Source organism: Pseudoalteromonas sp. c7(2019), assembly GCF_011378625.1.
Lineage (GTDB): Bacteria > Pseudomonadota > Gammaproteobacteria > Enterobacterales > Alteromonadaceae > Pseudoalteromonas > Pseudoalteromonas arctica.
This window is the reverse complement of record NZ_WTKS01000006.1, coordinates 126241-146857: the sequence shown is the minus strand read 5'-3', so window position 1 is coordinate 146857 and position 20617 is coordinate 126241. Positions and strand designations below refer to the sequence as shown.

The following is a 20617-nucleotide window of genomic DNA, read 5'->3' as shown; positions in this document are numbered from 1 at the left end:
CTTATTTTTTCTCAGTGGTGATATTGGCTTAGTCTACGAGTTGAAGTAACATTGTCAACGAAGCCCACCAAGATAAAGTTTACATATGATTAAAAAGAATACGATTGACCTTGATTTTGATCGTGAGCACATTTGGCACCCATATACATCTATGACTAAGCCAATTCCGGTATATCCCGTTACACATGCAAATCACAACATTATTCACCTTGAAACTGGCGAGCAATTAATCGATGGCATGGCCTCGTGGTGGAGCGCAATACATGGCTATAACCACCCTGTTATAAATAACGCCATGATTGAGCAAATCAACTGTATGAGCCACATTATGTTTGGCGGTATTACGCATAACAGCGCGGTTGAGCTGTGCAAAAAAATAGTAAATATAACGCCGCCTAGTTTAACTAAAGTGTTTTTAGCCGACAGCGGATCGGTAAGTGTTGAAGTAGCAATAAAAATGGCGCTGCAATATTGGTTAAGCCAAGGCATTACAACAAAACAAAAATTAATGACGCCTTACAAGGGCTACCATGGCGACACCTTTGCAGCCATGAGCGTATGCGACCCCGTTAACTCAATGCATAGTTTGTATAGCGGCTTTTTACCTGAACACGTTTTTGTACCTGCACCGGTTAGTCAATTTGGGGGCGAGTTTAACCAAGCTGAAGCCCAAGAGCTTGAAGAATACTTTAAAGCAAACCACAGCCAAGTAGCCGCCTTTATAATTGAGCCTATTGTACAAAACGCGGGTGGGATGAACTTTTATCACCCCGATTATTTAGCTTGCGTGCGTAAGTTATGTACGCAATATAATGTACTACTAATTTGCGACGAAATTGCCACAGGCTTTGGCCGTACAGGTAAATTATTTGCTGTAGAGCACGCCAATATAGAGCCCGATATAATGTGTATTGGTAAAGCATTAACTGGCGGCTCAATGACGCTATCGGCCACTATAACAAGTGATAAAATAGCCATTGGCATAAGCGAAGGTGAAGCAGGTGTTTTAATGCACGGCCCCACTTTTATGGGTAACCCGCTTGCCTGTGCTGCGGCCTGCGCAAGTATTGATTTATTACTAGAGCAAAACTGGCAACAACGAATAAGCCAAATAAACACCCAACTACAACAACTTAATAAATGCAGTGAATTAGATGCGGTTGCCAATGTGCGTACCTTAGGTGCAATAGGCGTTGTTGAACTAAACGAGGCTGCGGGCAATGTTGATGTTGCTAAAATTCAGGCTTATTTTGTAAAGCAAGGCGTATGGATACGCCCATTCGGTAAACTAATTTACCTTATGCCACCGTATATAAGTGACGACACAAGTATAAAAACACTGTGTGATGCCATTTATAATGCCATTAAAGGCAAGCATTACGCTTAATAGTCGGTCTCAATAACTAATCCTAATACAGGTTATAGCGCTATTTACTGTAACCTACCGCTACATTTAGTGTTTTTATCTATTAAGCGAGTTTGTGGTTATTGATCTCGTTAACTATTAGCTATATGATAATGTCTATCATTTACAATTACCTTTTTGGACTTCTTTGCTATGAAATTACTATTTAAACCAGCCAAAACTTTAGGTGCAAGCCTTTTACTAGCCTCGGCGTTTATGGCTCAACCAGTATTAGCTAACGGCCCTATTGGCGAGCATGTTAATCATCTTCAAGCTAACCTTAAAAGTTACGCAGAAGAAGTAGAATGGATGGTAGGCAAAGTTGATACCATGGTAAGCGACTACGACACTAAAGGCGCAAAAGCCGTAAAAACTGATGATTTAATTGAATACTGGGAATCAGTTAAGTTTCACAGCGCAATAGAAACTAACTTTGTACCGGTATACGCTTCTATTTGGCAGGGTCTTTATGGCGTAAAAATGGCCATTGATAATAAGAAGCCTGCTGAGGAAGTTCGTAAACAACAAAAAGCGATGAACATAGCCTTGTGGCAAGGCCTTGGGGCTGTTAAGCTTGCTGCAAAATTCCAGCAAAAAGGCTTGTTAGACACTGTAAAAGCAACCGCTACAAAAGAAATGACACAAAGTGCCACAATTGATGAAATTAAGCACAAATTAGACCGTGTAGTAGCTAAATTTGCTGAGCGTTTACAAGACGAAGCAACTGAAATTGTTCACGATACTTATCTACACCTGTTTGAAGGCGTTGAAGGTACACTTATTGAGCAAGACGCTAACCTAGTTGAAGTGCTGGAAAAAGACTTTAACGTAACACTGCCACTAGCAATTAAAAACAGCAAAAGCGTAGATGAAGTACGCGATGTGATCAGTGATATGCAAACAAAATTAGACCGCGCTAAGGTTTTAATAGAAAAAGCCGAAAAAGCCCGTAAGGATGTATTTTAAGTGAAGCGTAGGACCTTTATTCAAGGCCTAGCTGCGTTAGGGGTGGTTGGCTCATTGCCACTACCTCTTTCTCGTGCGCTAGCCGCTGATATAGCAAACCCAGTTTCTGTTGATGATTTACCAAAGCTTAAAGGTGAGTTAACCCTTTATTTAGGCCGAGGCGAAGGTGGTTTGTATGAAAACGTATTACAAGCAATCCAGAAAAAAAATCCAGACTTTAAACTCGGTATACGCCGAGGTCCTACTGCTGCTTTAGCAAATACCATTGTTGCAGAAGCTAAAGCCGGTGTTCGCCGCGCTGATTTATTTTGGGCGGTTGATTCAGGCGCTATAGGTTTGGTAACCGATGCAGGTCTTGCACAACCTATCCCAGGTGATTTATCTGCTCAGTTACAACCACAATTTAGATATAAAGAGTGGGCACCTGTAACTGGCCGCATTCGTACATTGCCATATAACACGTCGCGTTTAACTAAAGATCAAATTCCAACAAGCATTATGGAAATTGCCGACAGCGATTTAAGTATTGGTTGGGCACCCGCCTACGCTTCTTTTCAATCGTTTGTAACCGCAATGCGAATCTTAGAAGGCGATGACAAAACCGCTAAGTGGCTTAAAAAGATTAAAAAACGCGCTAAAACATACGCTGGAGAATTAGGTGTTGTTATGGGCGTTGAGCGCGGTGAAGTTGATATTGGTTTTGCTAATCACTATTACACATTGCGTTTAAAATCAGGCAAGCCTAATGCTAAGCTTGATTTAGCATTTACACAAAATGATGCTGGCTGTTTAGTTAATGCATCGGGTGTATTAGCACTTAACGATGATCCGCTTGCAACAAACTTTATGCGTTACTTACTGAGTAAAGAAGTACAAGGTTACTTAGCCAGTGAAGCGTACGAAATTCCATTAGTAAATGGTATTATTCAACCTAAAGGTTTACCGTCACTTGCTGATATTTCTCCACCTAAAGTAGATTTAACACAGCTTGCTGATTTACGCCCTACTATAGATTTGATGCGAAGCAGCGGCGTATTGTAATGAAAATACCGGCCTCTTACCCAATGGCGCTGCTTGCAGCGCTTGTTGCGCTTACCCCTGTTTATGTATTAATAGTGCTTGCAAGCGATGCAAGCTCAGTGTTTGACACCCACAATCTGCAAATTTTAGGCAACACGTTATCGTTAATGGGTTTAACGGTACTCGGATCTATTTTAATTGGTGTGCCACTGGCGTTTATTAGCGCGTATGTGCATTTGCCATTTAAAAAACTCTGGCTGGTTGTATTTGCAGCCCCACTGGCAATTCCCAGTTATATTGGCGCATTTACCCTTTATGCAGCGTTTGGCCCCGGTGGCGAAATAAACACCTTAACAGGAATAGAAACCCCATCAATGTATGGCCTAACCGGTGCCGCCATTGTAATGACGCTTTATACCTTCCCATTTGTAATGATGACAACTCGCTCATCTTTACTGAGCCTTGATGCAAGCATGGTTAACGCTGCACGAACGCTTGGAATGTCGATGACGCAAAGTATATTTAAAGTTATATTACCGCGCGTAGTTAACGGTATTGCAGCAGGCTCTTTGTTAGTCGCCCTTTATACATTATCAGACTTTGGCACACCCGCAATGATGCGCTTAGATACGTTTACCCGCGTAATTTACGTTGAATACAACGCTTTTGCGTTAGGGCGCGCAGCCATGCTTTCGCTTCAACTGATGGTTATTGTTGGCTTTTTACTTTTAGTTGAATCACAAATAAAAACAGCCCCTGAGCGCCAAGGTCGCCCGTTAATTTTATTCCCAAGCAAACTACAGTTAAGTGCAATATTTATTACGTTTGCACCTGTTTTACTGCTCGCTATTGGCTTGCCTTTGGCTATATTTTCGCTTTGGTTAGCTCGTGATGGTTTTAGCTCATTTGATTTTAATATTGCGTGGAACTCTACGTATGCATCGGGTATTGCGGCAATTGTAGCTGTTATCGTTGCGATCCCCGTTGCACATGCCGCACTGAGTGGAAAAGCGGGTCGTATAATGGAACGTGTTACTTACTTTGGTTTTGGTATTCCGGGCATAGTAATGGGCACAGCGCTTGTTTACGGTGGTTTGCAGTTACCGTTTTTATATCAAACACTGGGATTGCTTATTATTGCTTATATGCTGCGATTTTTACCACTTGCTGTAGGCTCTGTTAGAACAAGCACTGAACACTTAGATCCAAGCTTAGTAAAATCTGCGCGCGTATTAGGGGCAAGCCCACGTGAAGTATTTACTCGTATAACACTGCCTTTAACTATGCGCGGTATTATTGCCGGTGCAGCATTGGTGTTTTTAGAGTCAATGCGCGAACTAGAAGCCACGCTACTCCTTGGCCCAACAGGGTTTGAAACACTCTCTACCTATTTATGGCGTGTATACGAAGCGGGCTACTTTGGTCGCGCTGCTATTCCTGGATTATTGTTAGTAGTGATATCTGCCTGCGGGTTAGCTATTATGATGTCTGGCGAAAAACGCAACCAGTTTGAACATTAAGGATTTAAAAAATAATGCTATCTGTAAGTCAGTTGTCTATAGATTATGGCAGTAACCGCGTAGTAAGCGATTTAAACTTTTCGCTGGGTGAAAACGAAATCCTTATGCTTGTAGGGCCTACAGGTTGTGGTAAAAGTACAATTTTACAAGCCCTTGCTGGCCTTATACCTATTAGCGAAGGCGAAATAAACACGGGTAAATGGCGCGCTACTCCCAAATTAACAATACCTCCTGAAAAACGCAGTGTAGGTATGGTGTTTCAAGATTTTGCGTTATTTCCGCACTTAACCGTACAGCAAAACATTTGCTTTAGATTAAAAGATACAGCCCCTGCTGAGTATTGGATAAACTTACTTGGACTGAGCGATTATAGAGATAAGAAACCAGCAACGCTTTCTGGCGGCCAAAAGCAGCGCGTCGCACTTGCACGCACCCTTGCCCACCAGCCTGACTTTGTATTACTTGATGAGCCGCTTTCTAACTTAGATGCTGCCCTTAAAGACATGCTTCGCTGGGATATTAGAAACGCACTTAAAGCCGCTGGCGTACCTGCTATTTGGGTAACACATGACCAAGAAGAGGCACTTTCTGTTGGCGATCGTGTTGGCGTTTTAAAAGGCGGTGAAATTCAACAAATTGATACGCCAGAGCGCTGCTTTAGTACCCCAAACAATCGCTTTGTGGCACGTTTTTTAGGTGAGGCGAGCTTTATTAGCGGCCAATTTAGCCAAGGACAAGCCACTACTTCAATTGGTAATGCGCCGGCTCATGGCGTTGACTGTGAAAGTGGCGACGTTGATGTACTACTTCGACCAGACGATGTATTACTCGTTCAAAGCAGTGTTGGCAGTAACGGCGAAGTTATTTGGGTACGTTTTGAAGGTGGCAGCCGCTTGTGCGCTGTAAAACTTGCGTGCTCTACTGTTGTAACTAGTCGAGTAAGCCATGAAGTTGTGGTAAACCCTGGCGATGAAGTACATGTATCACTAAGTACATCTCACCCACTAGCGGTTTATAAATCTACAGACTGATTAAAATATTGATGTAGGTATTAATTTAAACATTAATAGCTACATCAATACTTGCTATTTAGACCCAAAATTCAGTTTAAATACCCTCCCCGTAAAGCCCTATTGCGCTTAAAACTAATACCTTTTACCTTTAAAAAACTCACCATAGTCAATAAATAACAATAATATGCAGGTTAATTTATGAACCTCTTGCTATTAATCAGCTGTTGCTGTTTACTGAACAAAGATTAATGTTCAAATAGTTCCTCTCAGATATCACTTATCAGGTTACGCCTTTTATATTAGTTGAAACCACACACACACATCAAAATACATTATTAAGCATTGCTTTTGGCGAACGTATTATAAAAATAAAGCTATAATCACAGCATTCCTGAACCTTAATTATCCTTTAAACGTTTATAAAGTTGTTCAGCCCTTAATGGTACAAAGGATCTAGATAGTGAATAAAATAAGTACCAAGAAAGAACTATTAGAATACTCTGAAAGTATTGTAAATACAGTTCGTGAGCCACTAATTGTTTTAGACCAGCACTTAAGAGTAGTAACAGCGAGTCGCTCATTTTATGAGTTTTTTCGCGCTAATCACAAAGACACCGTTGGAAAGTTAATATACAACCTTGGTAATAATCAATGGAACATTCCCAAGCTGCGTGAATTACTAGAAACGATATTGCCTCAAAAAACGAGTTTTGATGATTATAAAGTTGAGCACAATTTTAAAACAATTGGTTGGCGTACAATGCTGCTCAACGCAAGGCAAATTAAACGCACTCAGTCAAAAGATCGCATAATTTTATTGTCTATCGAAGATATAACCGAACGTAATGCGATTCAAGAAGGGTTAGTAAAAGCAAATAAAGCACTTGAGGTATTAACAAACGATTTAGAAAGTGCAGCACGAGTAAAGTCTGAGTTTTTAGCTAATATGTCGCATGAACTTAGAACCCCACTTAATTCTATTAATGGATTTTCTGAAGTGCTTTACGATGAAACATTCGGCACTTTAAACGACAAACAAAAACAATATGTCAAAAATGTATTGGTGAGCGGCAAACATTTATTGTTACTTATTAATGAAATATTGGACATGGCTAAAATTGAAGCCGGTAAAATGACCCTTACTATTTCTCACCTACCGATACGCCAAGTATTATACGAAATTACAGGCCTTACAGCAGATACAGCTAATCAGAAGCAACTGGATATGTGCCTTGAAATTGCTGATGACTTGCCACCAATTGAAGCAGACTCCCTTAAGGTTAAACAGATACTTTATAATTTGCTTTCAAATGCAGTGAAGTTTACACCCGATGAGGGTCAAATTGGTGTCAAAACACGACATACAGATACTGAAATAGAGATAACAATTTGGGATACGGGTATAGGTATAGCTGCTGAAAATATGGAAAAAATATTTGAAGGTTTTTTTCGCATTGAAACTCCCTACTCTAGATTAACAGAAGGTACAGGGCTAGGACTGCCTATTGCAAAAAGTCTAGTTAAGTTGCATGGGGGCGAATTTGTTATTGAATCTGAAGGTGTCAACAAGGGCACATCGGTTCGTATCACTTTGCCTATTAAACAAAAGCAGATGGTAAAGAATAATGAAAACCAAAATAGTTGTAGTTGACGATAATGCCAATAATTTATTGTTAGAGAAAGATCTCTTACTCATGGCAAATTTTAAAGTGTTTACTGCTATGAATGCAAAGGATGCACTTTTAACAATAAGACGTGAAATCCCGGAAGTAATTATATTAGATGTTCAACTCCCAGATATGTCTGGGACAGAAATTGCTAAAATTTTGCGTGATGAAAAAGAAACGGCAGATATTCCTATTGTTTTTGTCACCGCTTCTGTTTTACCCGCAGATATAGACCAATTACTGTGTATACCTAACAGTGCGTATATTTCTAAGCCTATAGATACACGCACGTTTGCTCAACAAATAAGTTTATATATAAAGTAATGACTACAATTATTTAAACCTTGATACACAGGAACAGTTAATGAAAGATAGCCCTTTAATTTTGGTTGTAGATGACAACCTTCAAAATATTGAACTCATGCAAGCTTATCTTGAACCCAAGGGATATAAAACAGTAACAGCGACTGGCGGGCAACAAGCATTAGATATCTTAGCACAACAACCTGTAGACCTTATTTTACTTGATATAATGATGCCCGGTATGAACGGTTTTGAAGTAACACGCCGAGTTAGAGAAGACGCTTTATTAAAACTATTACCTATCGTCCTTATTACTGCTTTAAGAGAGACAAAAGAGCGAGTTAAAGGGATTGATGCTGGTTGCGATGATTTTATTACAAAGCCTGTAGATAAAAACGAGCTATTATCGCGCGTTAAGTCCCTTCTTAAGATTAAAGACTATAACGATTTAAGAACAAATTATCAGAAACAATTAGAAGCTGAAGTTGCTCAAAGAACTGAATCATTAAAGCAAGCAATGCTAAGCATTAAAGCCGCATCACTAGAAACAATTAATAGGTTAACCAAAGCTGCTGAATACAAAGATGAAGAAACGGGTGCGCACATTCAACGCATGAGTTTGTATTCTGAGGCCGTTGCACGCAGTGTAGGATTAGATGAGGGAACAGTTGAAAATATTTTATTTTCAGCGTCGATGCACGATCTCGGAAAGATTTCTACACCTGACCATATTTTGCTTAAAGCAGGACAATTAGATGCTGCAGAATGGGAAATAATGAAACAGCACACCGTTGTAGGCGCTAGCATACTTTCAGGTTCTGATTCTGAGGTTATTAAACTCGGTGAAATTATTGCCCGCTCACATCATGAAAAATGGGACGGCTCTGGTTATCCTGATGGCTTAAAAGGTAATGAAATTCCAATTGCAGCACGCGTAGTTGCTATTGCTGATGTATTTGATGCTCTCTCGTCAAAACGTCCTTATAAAAAATCATTCTCACAAGAAAAAACATTTGCCATTATTAAAGAAGGTAGTGGGAAGCACTTTGACCCCGCAGTAGTGGATGCTTTTTTTGCAGTTCAAGAAGAGATTTTAGCAATTAAACAAAAGTATGCTGAAAAGTAACACGTCCATAATTAATTAGAGGGAACCCCATGAACGGACCAAACCCCAATAATCCTTCACCAATGGAAGGTTTTCCTCAAGTAGGTTTTTTATATTTGACTATAGAACAATAAATACGCTGCTAGATATAGCTTGGTGAGATTGGAGCAATGAAAAAATCACTGCTCATTTAGATGCTATAACTCAAAATAATTTAGACGTGCTGCCTAAAATTTAGCACTACCACTCAAACATGTAGGCCATTTTGCTTATTGTTTTAAGCGGGACATTATGCGAGTTACGTTTAGCATATAAGTGCTGCATTGATTTGTCTTTCACTTCACCCACTATCACTTCTTTTACTTGATAACCTAAAGCAACAGCAGCTTGAGTGTAAGCTATAAATTCCCACTTTTTAATATTGGTGTTATCTACAATTACCAATGGCATACCTTGAGCAAGTGCATTTATAAAGCGCGCTAAATTTAAATTATGAAATTGCGACAATTTAAATTTATCGAAATGATATTCGCCCTGCTCATTAATAAAGTAATCATCAGTTGAGCAGATTAGGTATTGGCTTTCGTCAACTCCACCTAATTCGTCAGCAAGGCTTTGCGCGTAGTAAGACTTACCGCTTCCTGGTAGTCCTCGTAAAATAAAAACTTGTTTCATAGCATCGATTTTTTAAGTGTGAATAAATATTAATTTGATTTGTTTGTTAATAATGCCACAAAATCATTAAATTTAAGAGCAACAAATCATAATAGTAGTAATTAAACTCTAAAAACTGTTTAAAAATAAACCGCATGCATAAAAACTTTTAAAGAGTTGCCCACAATAGTTTTTTTATTCAACTTTACTAGGTAAGATACAGGGTTCAAGTGCAGCGCCGTTTATGTGCAATTTATGCCCGAGTGCTGCGCACAGTTAAAATAAAATAGTTAGGCAACTTATATCATTGGAGTGAAGATGAGCCATTTAGCGATTTCAGAGCTATTAAAAGGCAATGTTGCGGTAGACAGCCAAGTAACAATTAAGGGCTGGATCCGTACTCGCCGCGATTCAAAAGCAGGAATTTCATTTTTAGCCGTTCATGACGGTTCGTGTTTTGATCCTATTCAAGCGGTAGTTCCTAATTCACTGAATAATTATGATGAAGTTACTAGCTTAACAGCCGGTTGTTCTGTGTCGGTTACTGGTGTTTTAGTACAATCTGCTGGTCAAGGTCAATCTTACGAAATTCAAGCTAATACAGTGACTGTATTAGGTTGGGTAGAGAACCCAGATTCATACCCAATGTCGGCAAAACGTCACAGCATTGAGTACTTACGTGAGCACGCTCACCTTCGCCCTCGTACAAATATGATTGGCGCGGTAACTCGTGTACGTAACTGTTTAGCACAAGCTATTCACCGTTTTTACCACGAGCAAGGCTTTTACTGGATCAGCACGCCAATTATTACGGCAAGTGACTGTGAAGGCGCTGGCGAAATGTTCCGTGTGTCTACGCTTGATATGCAAAACTTACCGCTTACAGACAAAGGCGAAGTTGATTACAGCGAAGATTTCTTCGGTAAAGAAGCATTCCTTACTGTATCTGGCCAGTTAAATGGCGAAACTTACGCGTCTGCAATGTCAAAAATTTACACGTTTGGCCCAACATTCCGTGCAGAAAATTCAAATACATCACGCCACCTTGCAGAATTTTGGATGGTAGAGCCTGAAGTTGCGTTTGCTGATTTAGAAGACATCGCAAAACTTGCTGAAAATATGCTTAAGTATGTGTTTAAAGCCGTACTTGAAGAGCGCCGTGATGACATGGAATTTTTTGCACAACGTGTAGAAAAAACCGCAATTACGCGTTTAGAAGAATTTGTAGAAAAAGACTTCGCACAGGTAAATTACACTGAAGCAGTAGAGATCCTTAAAAACTGTGGTAAAAAGTTTGAGTACGCTGTTGAATGGGGTGTAGATTTACAGTCTGAGCACGAGCGTTACTTAGCTGAAGAGCACTTTAAAGCACCGGTAGTTATTAAAAACTACCCACGTGACATTAAAGCATTCTACATGCGCCAAAACGAAGACGGTAAAACCGTTGCCGCAATGGACATTGTAGCACCAGGTATTGGTGAGATCATTGGTGGTTCACAACGTGAAGAACGCCTTGATGTACTTGATGCACGCTTAGAAGAAATGGGCTTAAACAAAGAAGATTACAGCTGGTACCGCGATTTACGTAAATACGGTAGCGTGCCGCACTCAGGCTTTGGTTTAGGCTTTGAACGCTTAGTTGCTTATGTAACAGGTATGGGCAACGTACGTGACGTTATTGCCTTCCCTCGTACTAAAGGCAGCGCAACTTACTAATACTAAGTTAGCCGTTTATAAATACTAAAAACCAGCCAATTGGCTGGTTTTTTTGTGTCTTTAATTTACCGAATAAAAAAGCCGCAGCACTCAAAGAGCACCACGGCTTTCAACCAGAATAAATTTTGCTTAATTAAGCGCTATAAAGCACTCTCTAACTGTGGCAGTACTTCAAATAAGTCAGCCACTAAACCGTAATCTGCGACTTGAAAAATAGGTGCATCGGGGTCTTTATTAATCGCGACGATTACTTTTGAGTCTTTCATACCCGCTAAATGCTGAATAGCACCGCTAATACCTACTGCAATGTATAAATTAGGCGCTACAATTTTACCTGTTTGCCCTACTTGCATGTCGTTAGGTACAAAGCCTGCATCAACCGCTGCGCGCGACGCACCAATGGCTGCTCCCAATTTATCGGCAATACCATTAAGTAGTGCAAAGTTTTCACCGTTTTGCATACCGCGACCACCCGATATAACCACAGTGGCAGCCGTAAGTTCAGGACGTTCAGACTCTGTTTGTTCAACACTTACAAAGCTACTTAATTGCGAATCAGACACTGTATAAATGCTTGTTATAGCCGCTGCTGATTGCTCGCCTTGTAAATCAAAGCTACTGGCACGTACGGTAATTACTTTTTTACTGTCGAGTGATTTAACCGTTGCGATTGCATTACCTGCATAAATTGGACGTTTAAATGTATCGGCGTCCACTACTGCGATAATTTCAGAAATTTGCGCAACATCTAATAACGCAGCAACACGTGGCATAAAATTTTTGCCTGTTGTAGTAGCACTTGCAACAATGTGGCTGTAGGTGTCGCTAAGAGATAAAACTAAATCGCTCATGCTCTCAGCTAACTGATGTTCATAAACGCTATTATCGGCAACTAAAACATTAGCTACGCCATCAATGCTGGCCACTTGTGAGCTCATTGCGCTTAGGTTGTTACCTGCAATAAGTACATCAACAGGAAAACCCATTTTTACTGCGGCGTTAATAGTTTTTGAGGTTTCTGGTTTTAAGGCACCGTTGTCGTGCTCTGCAATTACGAGTGTTTTCATTTAAATCACCTTTGCCTCTGTTTTTAATTTTTCTACAAGCTGTGCAACGTCTTCAACAATAATTCCTGCGGTACGTTTAGCTGGCTCTTCTACACTTATTAATTGAATACGCGGTGTTAAATCAACACCAAGCGAATCAGCTGCTATTACTTCAAGCGGCTTACGTTTGGCTTTCATAATATTTGGCAGTGATGCGTAACGAGGCTCGTTTAAGCGTAAATCAGTTGTAACAACCGCCGGTAAATTAAGTGCTACCGTTTGCAGGCCCCCATCAACTTCGCGGGTCACGTTTACTTTGCCATTTTCAATAACAACCTTGGATGCAAATGTACCCTGCCCACGATTAGTAAGCGCAGCAAGCATTTGACCTGTTTGATTATTATCTGAATCGATTGACTGTTTACCTAAAATTATAAGTTCAGGAGATTCTTGCTCTACAATTTTAGCGAGTAGCTTTGCAATATGGAGTGACTCGAGCTTTTCATCGGTTTCGATGTGAATGGCTTTGTCGGCACCCAGTGCTAGTGCTGTGCGTAATTGCTCTTGCGATGCTTTAGGACCAATAGTAACAGCAACAACTTCATTGGCTGTACCGGCTTCTTTAAGGCGGATTGCTTCTTCTATAGCAATTTCACAAAACGGGTTCATTGCCATTTTTACGTTGGTTAAATCCACGTCGCTGTTATCACTTTTAACGCGTGCTTTTACGTTGTAATCAATCACTCTTTTTATTGGTACGAGAACTTTCATAGGAACTCCATAATTATTTAAACCTACAAGGTAACGTGCACGTCAACTTATTTATTTTATGAAATTAGACTACTTCCTGTTGACGTAAACGTCAACCTAAAATAACCTTTAACTATTCACAGTCTGTAACGTTTAATTTGCAAGGTTAAAAATAGGCTGTACACCTTATTTAAATGCGTAGTAAACATTCGAATAAGTCCGTCATAGATAAAGAGGTTATTATGGTCGAACGTGAAACCATGGAATTTGATGTAGTAATTGTTGGTGCAGGACCTGCTGGGCTTTCAAGTGCAATTAAACTCGCGCAATTAGCACAAGAAAAACAACAAGAGTGCATGATTTGCGTAGTCGAAAAAGGTTCTGAAGTGGGTGCACATGTACTATCTGGTGCTGTATTTGAAACCAAAGCTTTGGATGAGCTACTACCAAGTTGGCAAGAACTGGGCGCCCCTGTTACAACCAAAGTAACTAACGATGAAATTTATTGGTTTAATAATGAGCAAAAAGCGACATCTATCCCCCACTTTGCTACGCCTAAAACATTCCATAATGATGGTAACTACATTGTGTCTATGGGTAATGTATGTCGATGGCTTGCAGAGCAAGCTGAAAACTTAGGCGTAGAGATATTCCCAGGATTTAGTGCTCACTCTTTAATAATTGAAGATAAAGCAGTAAAAGGCATTATTACTGGCGATATGGGAGTCGACAAAGACGGTAATGAAAAAGACGGTTACATGCCAGGCATGGAACTTAGAGCAAAATACACTATTTTTGCTGAGGGTTGCCGAGGCCATTTAGGTAAGCAGTTAATTAATGAGTTTGCACTTGATGCAGATTCATCGCCGCAGCATTACGGTCTAGGCTTTAAAGAAATTTGGCAAATAGATGAAAGTAAACATGAGCTTGGCAAAGTTGTTCATGGTACAGGTTGGCCACTTAGCGGCGATACTAATGGTGGTGCGTTTATGTATCACAGTGAAAACAACCAAGTCGTTGTAGGTTTAATTGTTGATTTAAATTACTCAAATCCGCATTTAAGTCCTTTTGATGAATTTCAGCGAATGAAGCACCATCCAGTATTTAAAAGCGTACTTGAAGGCGCAGAACGCATTGCTTACGGTGCGCGTGCTATTGCTAAGGGCGGCTTACATTCATTACCAAAAATGCATTTTGCTGGTGGCTTAATTATAGGGTGTGATGCAGGCACACTTAATTTTGCAAAAATTAAAGGTAACCACACTGCAATGAAATCAGGAATGATTGCCGCTGACGTTATTTTTGAAGCATTGCAAAATGAGTTGGCAAATACCGATTTAACTCATTATCAAACTGCGTTTGAGCAATCGTGGGTATATAAAGAGCTATATCAATCTCGTAACTTTGGCCCTGCTATGCACAAACTCGGTAAGTTTATAGGTGGTGCGTATAACACGCTTGATCAAAACATTTTTAATGGTGGTTTACCGTTTACGTTTAAAGATAATACGCCCGATCATTCAACCCTTGTTGATGCTAACGCCGCTGACAAAATAGCGTACCCAAAACCAGATGGGCAGCTTAGCTTTGATAAACTCTCAAGTGTGTTTTTATCAAATACTAACCACGAAGAATCACAGCCTTGTCATTTAAAACTCAAAGATGCGTCAATCCCTATTAACGTAAACCTAGTTAAATTTGATGAACCCGCACAACGTTATTGCCCAGCAGGCGTTTACGAAGTACAAGAAATAGCAGGCAATAAAGAGTTTGTTATTAACGCCCAAAACTGTGTGCACTGTAAAACCTGCGATATTAAAGACCCAAGCCAAAACATTACCTGGGTAACCCCAGAAGGTGCTGGTGGCCCAAACTACCCTAATATGTAACTAAATTATGCGTTATATACACATATAATCACTTTTTTTACATATAAATTATAAACATATCCTAAATTGCAGGGGCTTCGGCCCCTTTTTTACGTTATGCTAATAGTAGTTTTAATAATAAGAGTGTTATCTATGCCGTCGTCAAAAGTTGTTTTTCGTTTTTTAGCAGAGCCTACCGATGTTAATTTTGGTGGTAAAGTTCATGGTGGGGCCGTCATGAAATGGATTGACCAAGCAGGCTATGCATGTGCTGCGGGTTGGAGTGGTCACTACTGCGTAACGGTTTCGGTTGCGGGTGTTAAATTTAGACGCCCTATTTTAGTGGGTCAAATAGTCGAAGTAGAAGCTAAAATTGCCCATACGGGTAGAAGTAGCATGCAAATATTTATTCAAGTGCGTTGTGGCGATCCAAAAACACAAAATATGGTTGAAACAAATCATTGTGTTATCAGCTTTATTGCTATGGATGAAACGGGTTACCCAATAGAAGTGCCTTCGTTTAAAGCTGTAACAGAAGAAGATATTAAATTAGAAAATTACGCTATAAAAATGAAAGAAATAGCAATTGAAACAGAAAACTTGCTTCATACAGTGTAATTACTAGTTTAAATAAAGTCAGGCTATGTAAAAAACTCATTATACTTTGTAAAAGATACAACTTATTTTAGAGTACTCAATTACACAAAAGTTCACTTTGATTATAAAACACGCTAAACACCGTAAAAACCAATACAAAAGGATTGATTAAGGCGTGTTTTTAATTCATTTTAATATTGGCACGCTCGCTGCAAGTAGATAATTGAAGTTTGATTAATGAAATCAAGCATTTGATTATTTTTTGTAAAGGAGCTATTCAATGATTAAAACACTTTCTCTTTCAGCTATTGCACTAGCAACACTGGGTTTTAACTCTGCAGCACACGCTGACATTTCTGATTTCGATTCTCCACGTATTTATACTGGTATCGGTTACGGTCAATATTCTTTTGAATTTGAAGACAGTGACAACGACACTGACTTTGACGACGATGCACAAATGCTTAAGGGTTACGTTGGTGCACAATTTAACGAGTACTTAAGCTTAGAGCTTGCTTATCAAAACTTTGATGAAGTAAGTGATATAGACAGCAAAGCTGAAATTGATGGCGTATCGCTTGCCGCACGTTTGGGCTACCCTATAACAGAAAGCTTTTCTGTGTATGCAAAAGGCGGTTGGCTTGAATGGGATGCAGATTACACACAAGATTTACCAGTAGGTGGCGTATCAGCGTCTACAGATGGTGGTGATGCATTTTACGGCGCTGGTATTGAATACGCGCTTACAACAAATGTACAGTTTCGTTTAGAGTACGAACGCTATAAACTTGATGACGATATTGATCCAGATATGGATGTAGCATCTGTATCAGTTCAGTACATGTTTTAATTAATATTTAACATGTATAAAAGGTAAGCCCAAGGGCTTACCTTTTTTGTTTTAGGCTCTTTTTAAATATATTAATATAAACCAATCAGTCTAATAAAAACTTTAAACCGCTTGGTCTATAATGCCAAGTGCATTAAATAATTGTTCTATTGTAGCACTAAGAAAATAGCGCAATAACAAGGCAAAATTATAATATATAGTTGTTATCACAAATTGCTCCCTGCATTGCTCTACCTCCTGCATCAATGCTGTCAACTATGAATAATTCCTAACAAAGTAAGTGCGCTATTTAATGCAGTAGAATAATCATATTTTTAATAAAATTGGTATACGCAATAAACTTGCTTACATTAATGTCATAAACGCTAAATGCGGGTAGAATAGCGCTCTATTTTATTTGTACCCGAGTACTATGAGCGATTATACCATTTCGGCTATTGGCCACATTCAATCTCCTTATAAACAAAAGTTTGCTATACCTAGGCAACCTCGTTTAGTGCCACAAGCTAAAGCAAAGCTTATATTTGCCCCCGATTTTAATCGCGAAGAGTTTGTACGTGGTTTAGATGAATTTACTCATATATGGTTGTTATTTCGTTTTCATGAAACGGCTGATAAAGGTTATTCTGCTATGGTGCGCCCGCCTCGTTTGGGTGGCAATGAGCGAAAAGGTGTATTTGCGACCCGTGCTACATTCAGACCAAACGCAATTGGAATGAGCGCCGTAAAACTTGAATGTATTGAATATAAAAACGGACAACTTAGCTTATTACTCGCTGGTATTGATTTACTTGATGGCACACCGATTATTGACATAAAACCGTATTTGCCGTATTCAGACTCTATGCCGGATGCAAGTGCTGGCTTTGCTGACACGCGCCCTGAAACACAAATGACGGTTGAATTTAGCCCTCAAGCAATTGAGTTTGTTAATGCGCAAACACAATACCCAGATTTACATGATTTTATTGCCAATGTTTTAAAACAAGATCCCCGCCCTGCATATAAAAAACAAAAAAACGGCGAGCAGAGCTATGGTATGACTTTGTATAATTATAATATTCGCTGGCAAGTCAATGGTGAACATAACGTAGTAACAAGTATAGAAAAAAACTAAATAACTCAGTTAGCGCTTTAGTGTAAAAGCATCCGCTGGTAAACTTAAGCTCTATTAAAAGAATATAATTACTCTATTTCGGAAAAAACATGCGTACAAGCCAATATATACTCGCAACACTTAAAGAAACGCCATCAGATGCTGAAATCGTATCGCATCAGTTAATGCTTAGAGCCGGTATGATCCGTCGCGTCGCTTCGGGTTTATACACTTGGTTACCCTCTGGTTTACGCGTGCTACGTAAAGTAGAAAACATTGTACGTGAAGAGATGGACAAAGCGGGTGCAATTGAAATGCTAATGCCTGTTATTCAACCTGCTGATTTGTGGGAAGAGTCTGGCCGTTGGAATGAATTTGGTCCTGAGCTTATGCGCTTTACAGACCGTCATAACCGTACATTTGCACTTGGCCCAACACACGAAGAAGTAATAACTGATTTCGTACGTAAAGAAATAAGCAGCTACAAGCAATTACCAGTTACTTTATACCAAGTACAAACTAAAGTACGCGACGAACGTCGTCCTCGTTTTGGTGTAATGCGTGCTCGTGAATTTACAATGAAAGATGCCTACTCTTTTCACTTAAGTGAAGAGTGTTTAGATGCGACTTATCAAGCGATGCACAAAGCATATTGTAATATTTTTGAGCGTTTAGGCCTTGATTACCGCCCTGTTATAGCCGATACAGGCTCTATTGGTGGTAGCGTATCGCACGAGTTTCATGTACTTGCTGAGTCGGGCGAAGATGCAATCGCGTTTAGTGATGGCAGTGATTACGCCGCTAATATTGAAAAAGCAGAAGCACTGGCACCAAGCGAGCCTCGCCCTGAAGCATCAAAAGAGCTTAAAGCGTTTCCAACGCCTGACGCTAAAACGATTAACGAGCTTAAAAAACACTACGGTGTTAAGCCACATCGCGGTGTTAAAACGTTAATTGTTTATGGTACGCCTGATGAAAACGAAGTACGCGGTTTAGTAGCCTTAGTACTGCGTGGCGATCACGAATTAAATGAACTAAAAGCTGAAAAGCACCCATTAGTAGACTCTCCGCTTGAAATGGCAACAGAGGCAGATATTGTTGCTGCTATTGGCGCAAAACCTGGCTCATTAGGTCCTGTCGGCTTATCAATGCCTATTATTGTTGATAGAGCAGCTAACATACTTGCTGATTTTGTTGCCGGTGCAAATAAAGACGACGAGCATTACAGCGGTATTAACTGGGATCGTGACGTAACTGATTACGAAGTTGCTGATATTCGTAATATTGTTGAAGGCGATATGAGCCCATGTGGCCAAGGCGTTTTACAAATTAAACGTGGTATTGAAGTAGGTCATATTTTCCAACTTGGCACTAAATACTCAGAAGCGATGAAAGCGGGTGTATTAAACGAAGGTGGTAAAAACCAAACCATGACTATGGGTTGTTACGGTATTGGTGTTTCACGTATTGTTGCTGCTGCTATTGAGCAGAACAACGATCAATACGGGATCATTTGGCCAAAATCAATCGCGCCATTCGATTTAGCAATTGTTCCAATGAACATGCACAAATCGCATCGTATTCCTGATATTGCAAATAACCTTTACCAAGGTTTAAAAGATGCTGGTCTTGATGTGTTATTTGATGACCGTAAAGAGCGCCCTGGTGTTATGTTTAACGATATGGAACTCATTGGTGTGCCATTTACGCTAGTAATTGGTGAGCGTAACCTTGACGAAAACAAAGTTGAGCTTAAAAACCGCCGTACAGGTGAAAAGCTAATGATTGATATCGATACAGCAATTGATGCAATTAAAGCAGCCGTTAAAGGTTAAGCTAAAAATACTTATAAGTAATTTTAAAACCGCTTTTTAAAAGCGGTTTTTTTATACCTAAATTTTAAGTGTGTTATTTAGCTTTAGTATTACTGTCGTATAATTGTCATTTTTATTCCCTAAAGTATTTAACCTGAACTCTGGATAATAAATCTATCTCGAGCAGCTATTTTCAGCGCTAACTGCGTTGAATTTACTTGCAATAGGCTCGCTATTGACGCGTAAATTCGCCTTGTTTTCACTGAAAATCTCTGGCTAGAGAAAGTAAATTTAAATATCACCATGATTCAATACCTTAGTAAATCTCTTAACCAGAGTTCAGGTTATTTAACTATTACACTCGATACTTTAGGGAATGAAAATGAGTAATGGCGCAAACACTAAGAAGCAACACTACCCTACTATTTGGATATCTGATGTTCATTTAGGTTACAAAGACTGTAAAGCAGATTACTTACTCGATTTTTTAAACTCGGTAGAATCCGACACACTTTATTTAGTGGGTGATATTATTGATTTATGGTCAATGAAACGTCAGTTTTATTGGCACCCTTCGCATTATCAAGTATTAAGCTCTATACAAAAAAAAGCAGCTAGCGGTACACGCGTCATTTATATTCCCGGTAATCATGACGAAACGTTTAGAAACTATATAAATCAAACGTTATTTGGTATTGAAATCCACCAGCAGTTTATTCACACCACTAAAGCTAATAAACGTTTTTTACTCGTACACGGTGATGACTTTGATTCCGCGACACGCTATAACAAACTTATTAGTATCGCGGGTGATGCAGGGTACGACTTTTTATTATTTTTAAACCGCTGGACCAATCGTATTCGAAAGCTATTTGGTGGTAATTACTACTCGCTTGCATCATGGATAAAAGCTCGCGTACACAAAGCACGTGAAGCGATTAAAGCCTTCGAAGATGCCGCAATTCATGAAGCTAAAAAACAAAACGTAGACGGTATTATTTGTGGACACATTCATCATCCCAAAATAAAAGTAGATGACGGAATTATGTATTGTAACGATGGAGACTGGATTGAGAGTTGTACGGCGCTGGTAGAGCAGCAAGATGGAAAAATTGAATTACTACATTGGTCAGACACACAAACCGTACTCGATAGCGCCGACATAACAAAGTTAAATATATCAACGGATGCTAAACCAAAAAAATCAGCTGCATAAGCAGCTGATTC

The 20617-nt window shown here is 39.5% G+C and carries 18 protein-coding genes; 15 read left to right on the top strand and 3 right to left on the bottom strand.

What is annotated here, in order from left to right; translation table 11 throughout:
- Positions 1 to 85 precede the first annotated feature (85 nt).
- From bioA to GQR38_RS08770, 8 genes are all read left to right on the top strand, one after another.
- Positions 86 to 1387, top strand: coding sequence for an adenosylmethionine--8-amino-7-oxononanoate transaminase (gene bioA / locus GQR38_RS08805; RefSeq protein WP_165721927.1), 1302 nt, complete (start codon positions 86 to 88; stop codon positions 1385 to 1387).
- Positions 1388 to 1558: 171 nt separating this feature from the next.
- Positions 1559 to 2371: a hypothetical protein gene (locus GQR38_RS08800; protein WP_165721928.1), complete on the top strand. Its 813-nt coding sequence runs from the start codon at positions 1559 to 1561 to the stop codon at positions 2369 to 2371.
- On the top strand, positions 2372 to 3412 hold the full coding sequence (locus GQR38_RS08795) for an extracellular solute-binding protein (RefSeq protein WP_165721929.1): 1041 nt from the start codon (positions 2372 to 2374) through the stop codon (positions 3410 to 3412). It begins immediately after the preceding gene.
- Positions 3412 to 4911: an iron ABC transporter permease gene (locus GQR38_RS08790; RefSeq protein WP_121953999.1), complete on the top strand. Its 1500-nt coding sequence runs from the start codon at positions 3412 to 3414 to the stop codon at positions 4909 to 4911. Before GQR38_RS08795 ends, GQR38_RS08790 begins: the two co-directional genes overlap by 1 nt.
- Positions 4912 to 4925: 14 nt before the next feature.
- A complete protein-coding gene (locus tag GQR38_RS08785; protein WP_165721930.1) occupies positions 4926 to 5942 on the top strand; it encodes an ABC transporter ATP-binding protein in 1017 nt (338 codons plus the stop codon).
- 442 nt (positions 5943 to 6384) lie between these two features.
- Positions 6385 to 7575: a PAS domain-containing sensor histidine kinase gene (locus GQR38_RS20690; RefSeq protein WP_024599546.1), complete on the top strand. Its 1191-nt coding sequence runs from the start codon at positions 6385 to 6387 to the stop codon at positions 7573 to 7575.
- Positions 7550 to 7915: a response regulator gene (locus tag GQR38_RS08775; protein WP_165721931.1), complete on the top strand. Its 366-nt coding sequence runs from the start codon at positions 7550 to 7552 to the stop codon at positions 7913 to 7915. The genes GQR38_RS20690 and GQR38_RS08775 overlap by 26 nt, the downstream gene beginning before the upstream one ends.
- A gap of 40 nt (positions 7916 to 7955) precedes the next feature.
- Positions 7956 to 9020 (top strand): HD domain-containing phosphohydrolase, encoded by a 1065-nt coding sequence (locus GQR38_RS08770; protein ID WP_165721932.1) that lies wholly within the window; start codon positions 7956 to 7958, stop codon positions 9018 to 9020.
- Between the two features lie 219 nt (positions 9021 to 9239).
- On the opposite strand, the gene GQR38_RS08765 is transcribed toward GQR38_RS08770, so the two are convergent.
- Positions 9240 to 9674, bottom strand: coding sequence for an ATP-binding protein (locus GQR38_RS08765; RefSeq protein ID WP_007586798.1), 435 nt, complete (start codon positions 9672 to 9674; stop codon positions 9240 to 9242).
- A gap of 297 nt (positions 9675 to 9971) precedes the next feature.
- Here GQR38_RS08765 and asnS point away from each other — a divergent pair, with 297 nt between their 5' ends.
- The gene (asnS, locus tag GQR38_RS08760) at positions 9972 to 11369 is read left to right on the top strand and encodes an asparagine--tRNA ligase (RefSeq protein WP_010552735.1); all 1398 of its coding nucleotides are present in this window, start codon (positions 9972 to 9974) and stop codon (positions 11367 to 11369) included.
- 140 nt (positions 11370 to 11509) lie between these two features.
- Here asnS and GQR38_RS08755 read toward each other — a convergent pair whose 3' ends face one another.
- Together GQR38_RS08755 and GQR38_RS08750 are read right to left on the bottom strand one after the other, a co-directional pair.
- Positions 11510 to 12436, bottom strand: coding sequence for an FAD-binding protein (locus tag GQR38_RS08755; RefSeq protein WP_165721933.1), 927 nt, complete (start codon positions 12434 to 12436; stop codon positions 11510 to 11512).
- Positions 12437 to 13186, bottom strand: coding sequence for an electron transfer flavoprotein subunit beta/FixA family protein (locus GQR38_RS08750; protein ID WP_101164015.1), 750 nt, complete (start codon positions 13184 to 13186; stop codon positions 12437 to 12439).
- 221 nt (positions 13187 to 13407) lie between these two features.
- On the opposite strand from GQR38_RS08750, the gene GQR38_RS08745 reads away from it, so the two are divergent.
- The 6 genes from GQR38_RS08745 (at position 13408) to GQR38_RS08720 (ending at position 20606) form a co-directional block, all read left to right on the top strand.
- Entirely contained in the window at positions 13408 to 15054 is a 1647-nt protein-coding gene (locus tag GQR38_RS08745; RefSeq protein WP_165721934.1) for an electron transfer flavoprotein-ubiquinone oxidoreductase, read from the top strand.
- Positions 15055 to 15186: 132 nt separating this feature from the next.
- On the top strand, positions 15187 to 15651 hold the full coding sequence (locus GQR38_RS08740; protein WP_007586808.1) for an acyl-CoA thioesterase: 465 nt from the start codon (positions 15187 to 15189) through the stop codon (positions 15649 to 15651).
- 259 nt (positions 15652 to 15910) lie between these two features.
- The gene (locus GQR38_RS08735) at positions 15911 to 16480 is read left to right on the top strand and encodes an outer membrane beta-barrel protein (RefSeq protein WP_007586810.1); all 570 of its coding nucleotides are present in this window, start codon (positions 15911 to 15913) and stop codon (positions 16478 to 16480) included.
- A gap of 412 nt (positions 16481 to 16892) precedes the next feature.
- On the top strand, positions 16893 to 17597 hold the full coding sequence (gene tsaA, locus GQR38_RS08730; protein WP_165721935.1) for a tRNA (N6-threonylcarbamoyladenosine(37)-N6)-methyltransferase TrmO: 705 nt from the start codon (positions 16893 to 16895) through the stop codon (positions 17595 to 17597).
- Positions 17598 to 17686: 89 nt separating this feature from the next.
- Positions 17687 to 19411, top strand: a complete 1725-nt coding sequence (locus GQR38_RS08725) for a proline--tRNA ligase (protein WP_024589214.1) — start codon at positions 17687 to 17689, stop codon at positions 19409 to 19411.
- Between the two features lie 361 nt (positions 19412 to 19772).
- A complete protein-coding gene (locus GQR38_RS08720) occupies positions 19773 to 20606 on the top strand; it encodes a UDP-2,3-diacylglucosamine diphosphatase (protein ID WP_165721936.1) in 834 nt (277 codons plus the stop codon).
- Positions 20607 to 20617: the final 11 nt, after the last annotated feature.

Bases quoted from the DNA above. Each gene is read 5' to 3' on its own strand.
- tsaA (WP_165721935.1), top strand. From the start codon at position 16,893: ATGAGCGATTATACCATTTCGGCTATTGGCCACATTCAATCTCCTTAT.
- GQR38_RS08735 (WP_007586810.1), top strand. From the start codon at position 15,911: ATGATTAAAACACTTTCTCTTTCAGCTATTGCACTAGCAACACTGGGT.
- GQR38_RS08785 (WP_165721930.1), top strand. From the start codon at position 4,926: ATGCTATCTGTAAGTCAGTTGTCTATAGATTATGGCAGTAACCGCGTA.
- GQR38_RS08740 (WP_007586808.1), top strand. From the start codon at position 15,187: ATGCCGTCGTCAAAAGTTGTTTTTCGTTTTTTAGCAGAGCCTACCGAT.
- asnS (WP_010552735.1), top strand. From the start codon at position 9,972: ATGAGCCATTTAGCGATTTCAGAGCTATTAAAAGGCAATGTTGCGGTA.
- GQR38_RS08765 (WP_007586798.1), bottom strand. From the start codon at position 9,674: ATGAAACAAGTTTTTATTTTACGAGGACTACCAGGAAGCGGTAAGTCT.
- GQR38_RS08790 (WP_121953999.1), top strand. From the start codon at position 3,412: ATGAAAATACCGGCCTCTTACCCAATGGCGCTGCTTGCAGCGCTTGTT.
- GQR38_RS08725 (WP_024589214.1), top strand. From the start codon at position 17,687: ATGCGTACAAGCCAATATATACTCGCAACACTTAAAGAAACGCCATCA.
- GQR38_RS08720 (WP_165721936.1), top strand. From the start codon at position 19,773: ATGAGTAATGGCGCAAACACTAAGAAGCAACACTACCCTACTATTTGG.
- bioA (WP_165721927.1), top strand. From the start codon at position 86: ATGATTAAAAAGAATACGATTGACCTTGATTTTGATCGTGAGCACATT.
- GQR38_RS08755 (WP_165721933.1), bottom strand. From the start codon at position 12,436: ATGAAAACACTCGTAATTGCAGAGCACGACAACGGTGCCTTAAAACCA.
- GQR38_RS08800 (WP_165721928.1), top strand. From the start codon at position 1,559: ATGAAATTACTATTTAAACCAGCCAAAACTTTAGGTGCAAGCCTTTTA.
- GQR38_RS08750 (WP_101164015.1), bottom strand. From the start codon at position 13,186: ATGAAAGTTCTCGTACCAATAAAAAGAGTGATTGATTACAACGTAAAA.
- GQR38_RS08770 (WP_165721932.1), top strand. From the start codon at position 7,956: ATGAAAGATAGCCCTTTAATTTTGGTTGTAGATGACAACCTTCAAAAT.
- GQR38_RS08775 (WP_165721931.1), top strand. From the start codon at position 7,550: ATGAAAACCAAAATAGTTGTAGTTGACGATAATGCCAATAATTTATTG.
- GQR38_RS08745 (WP_165721934.1), top strand. From the start codon at position 13,408: ATGGTCGAACGTGAAACCATGGAATTTGATGTAGTAATTGTTGGTGCA.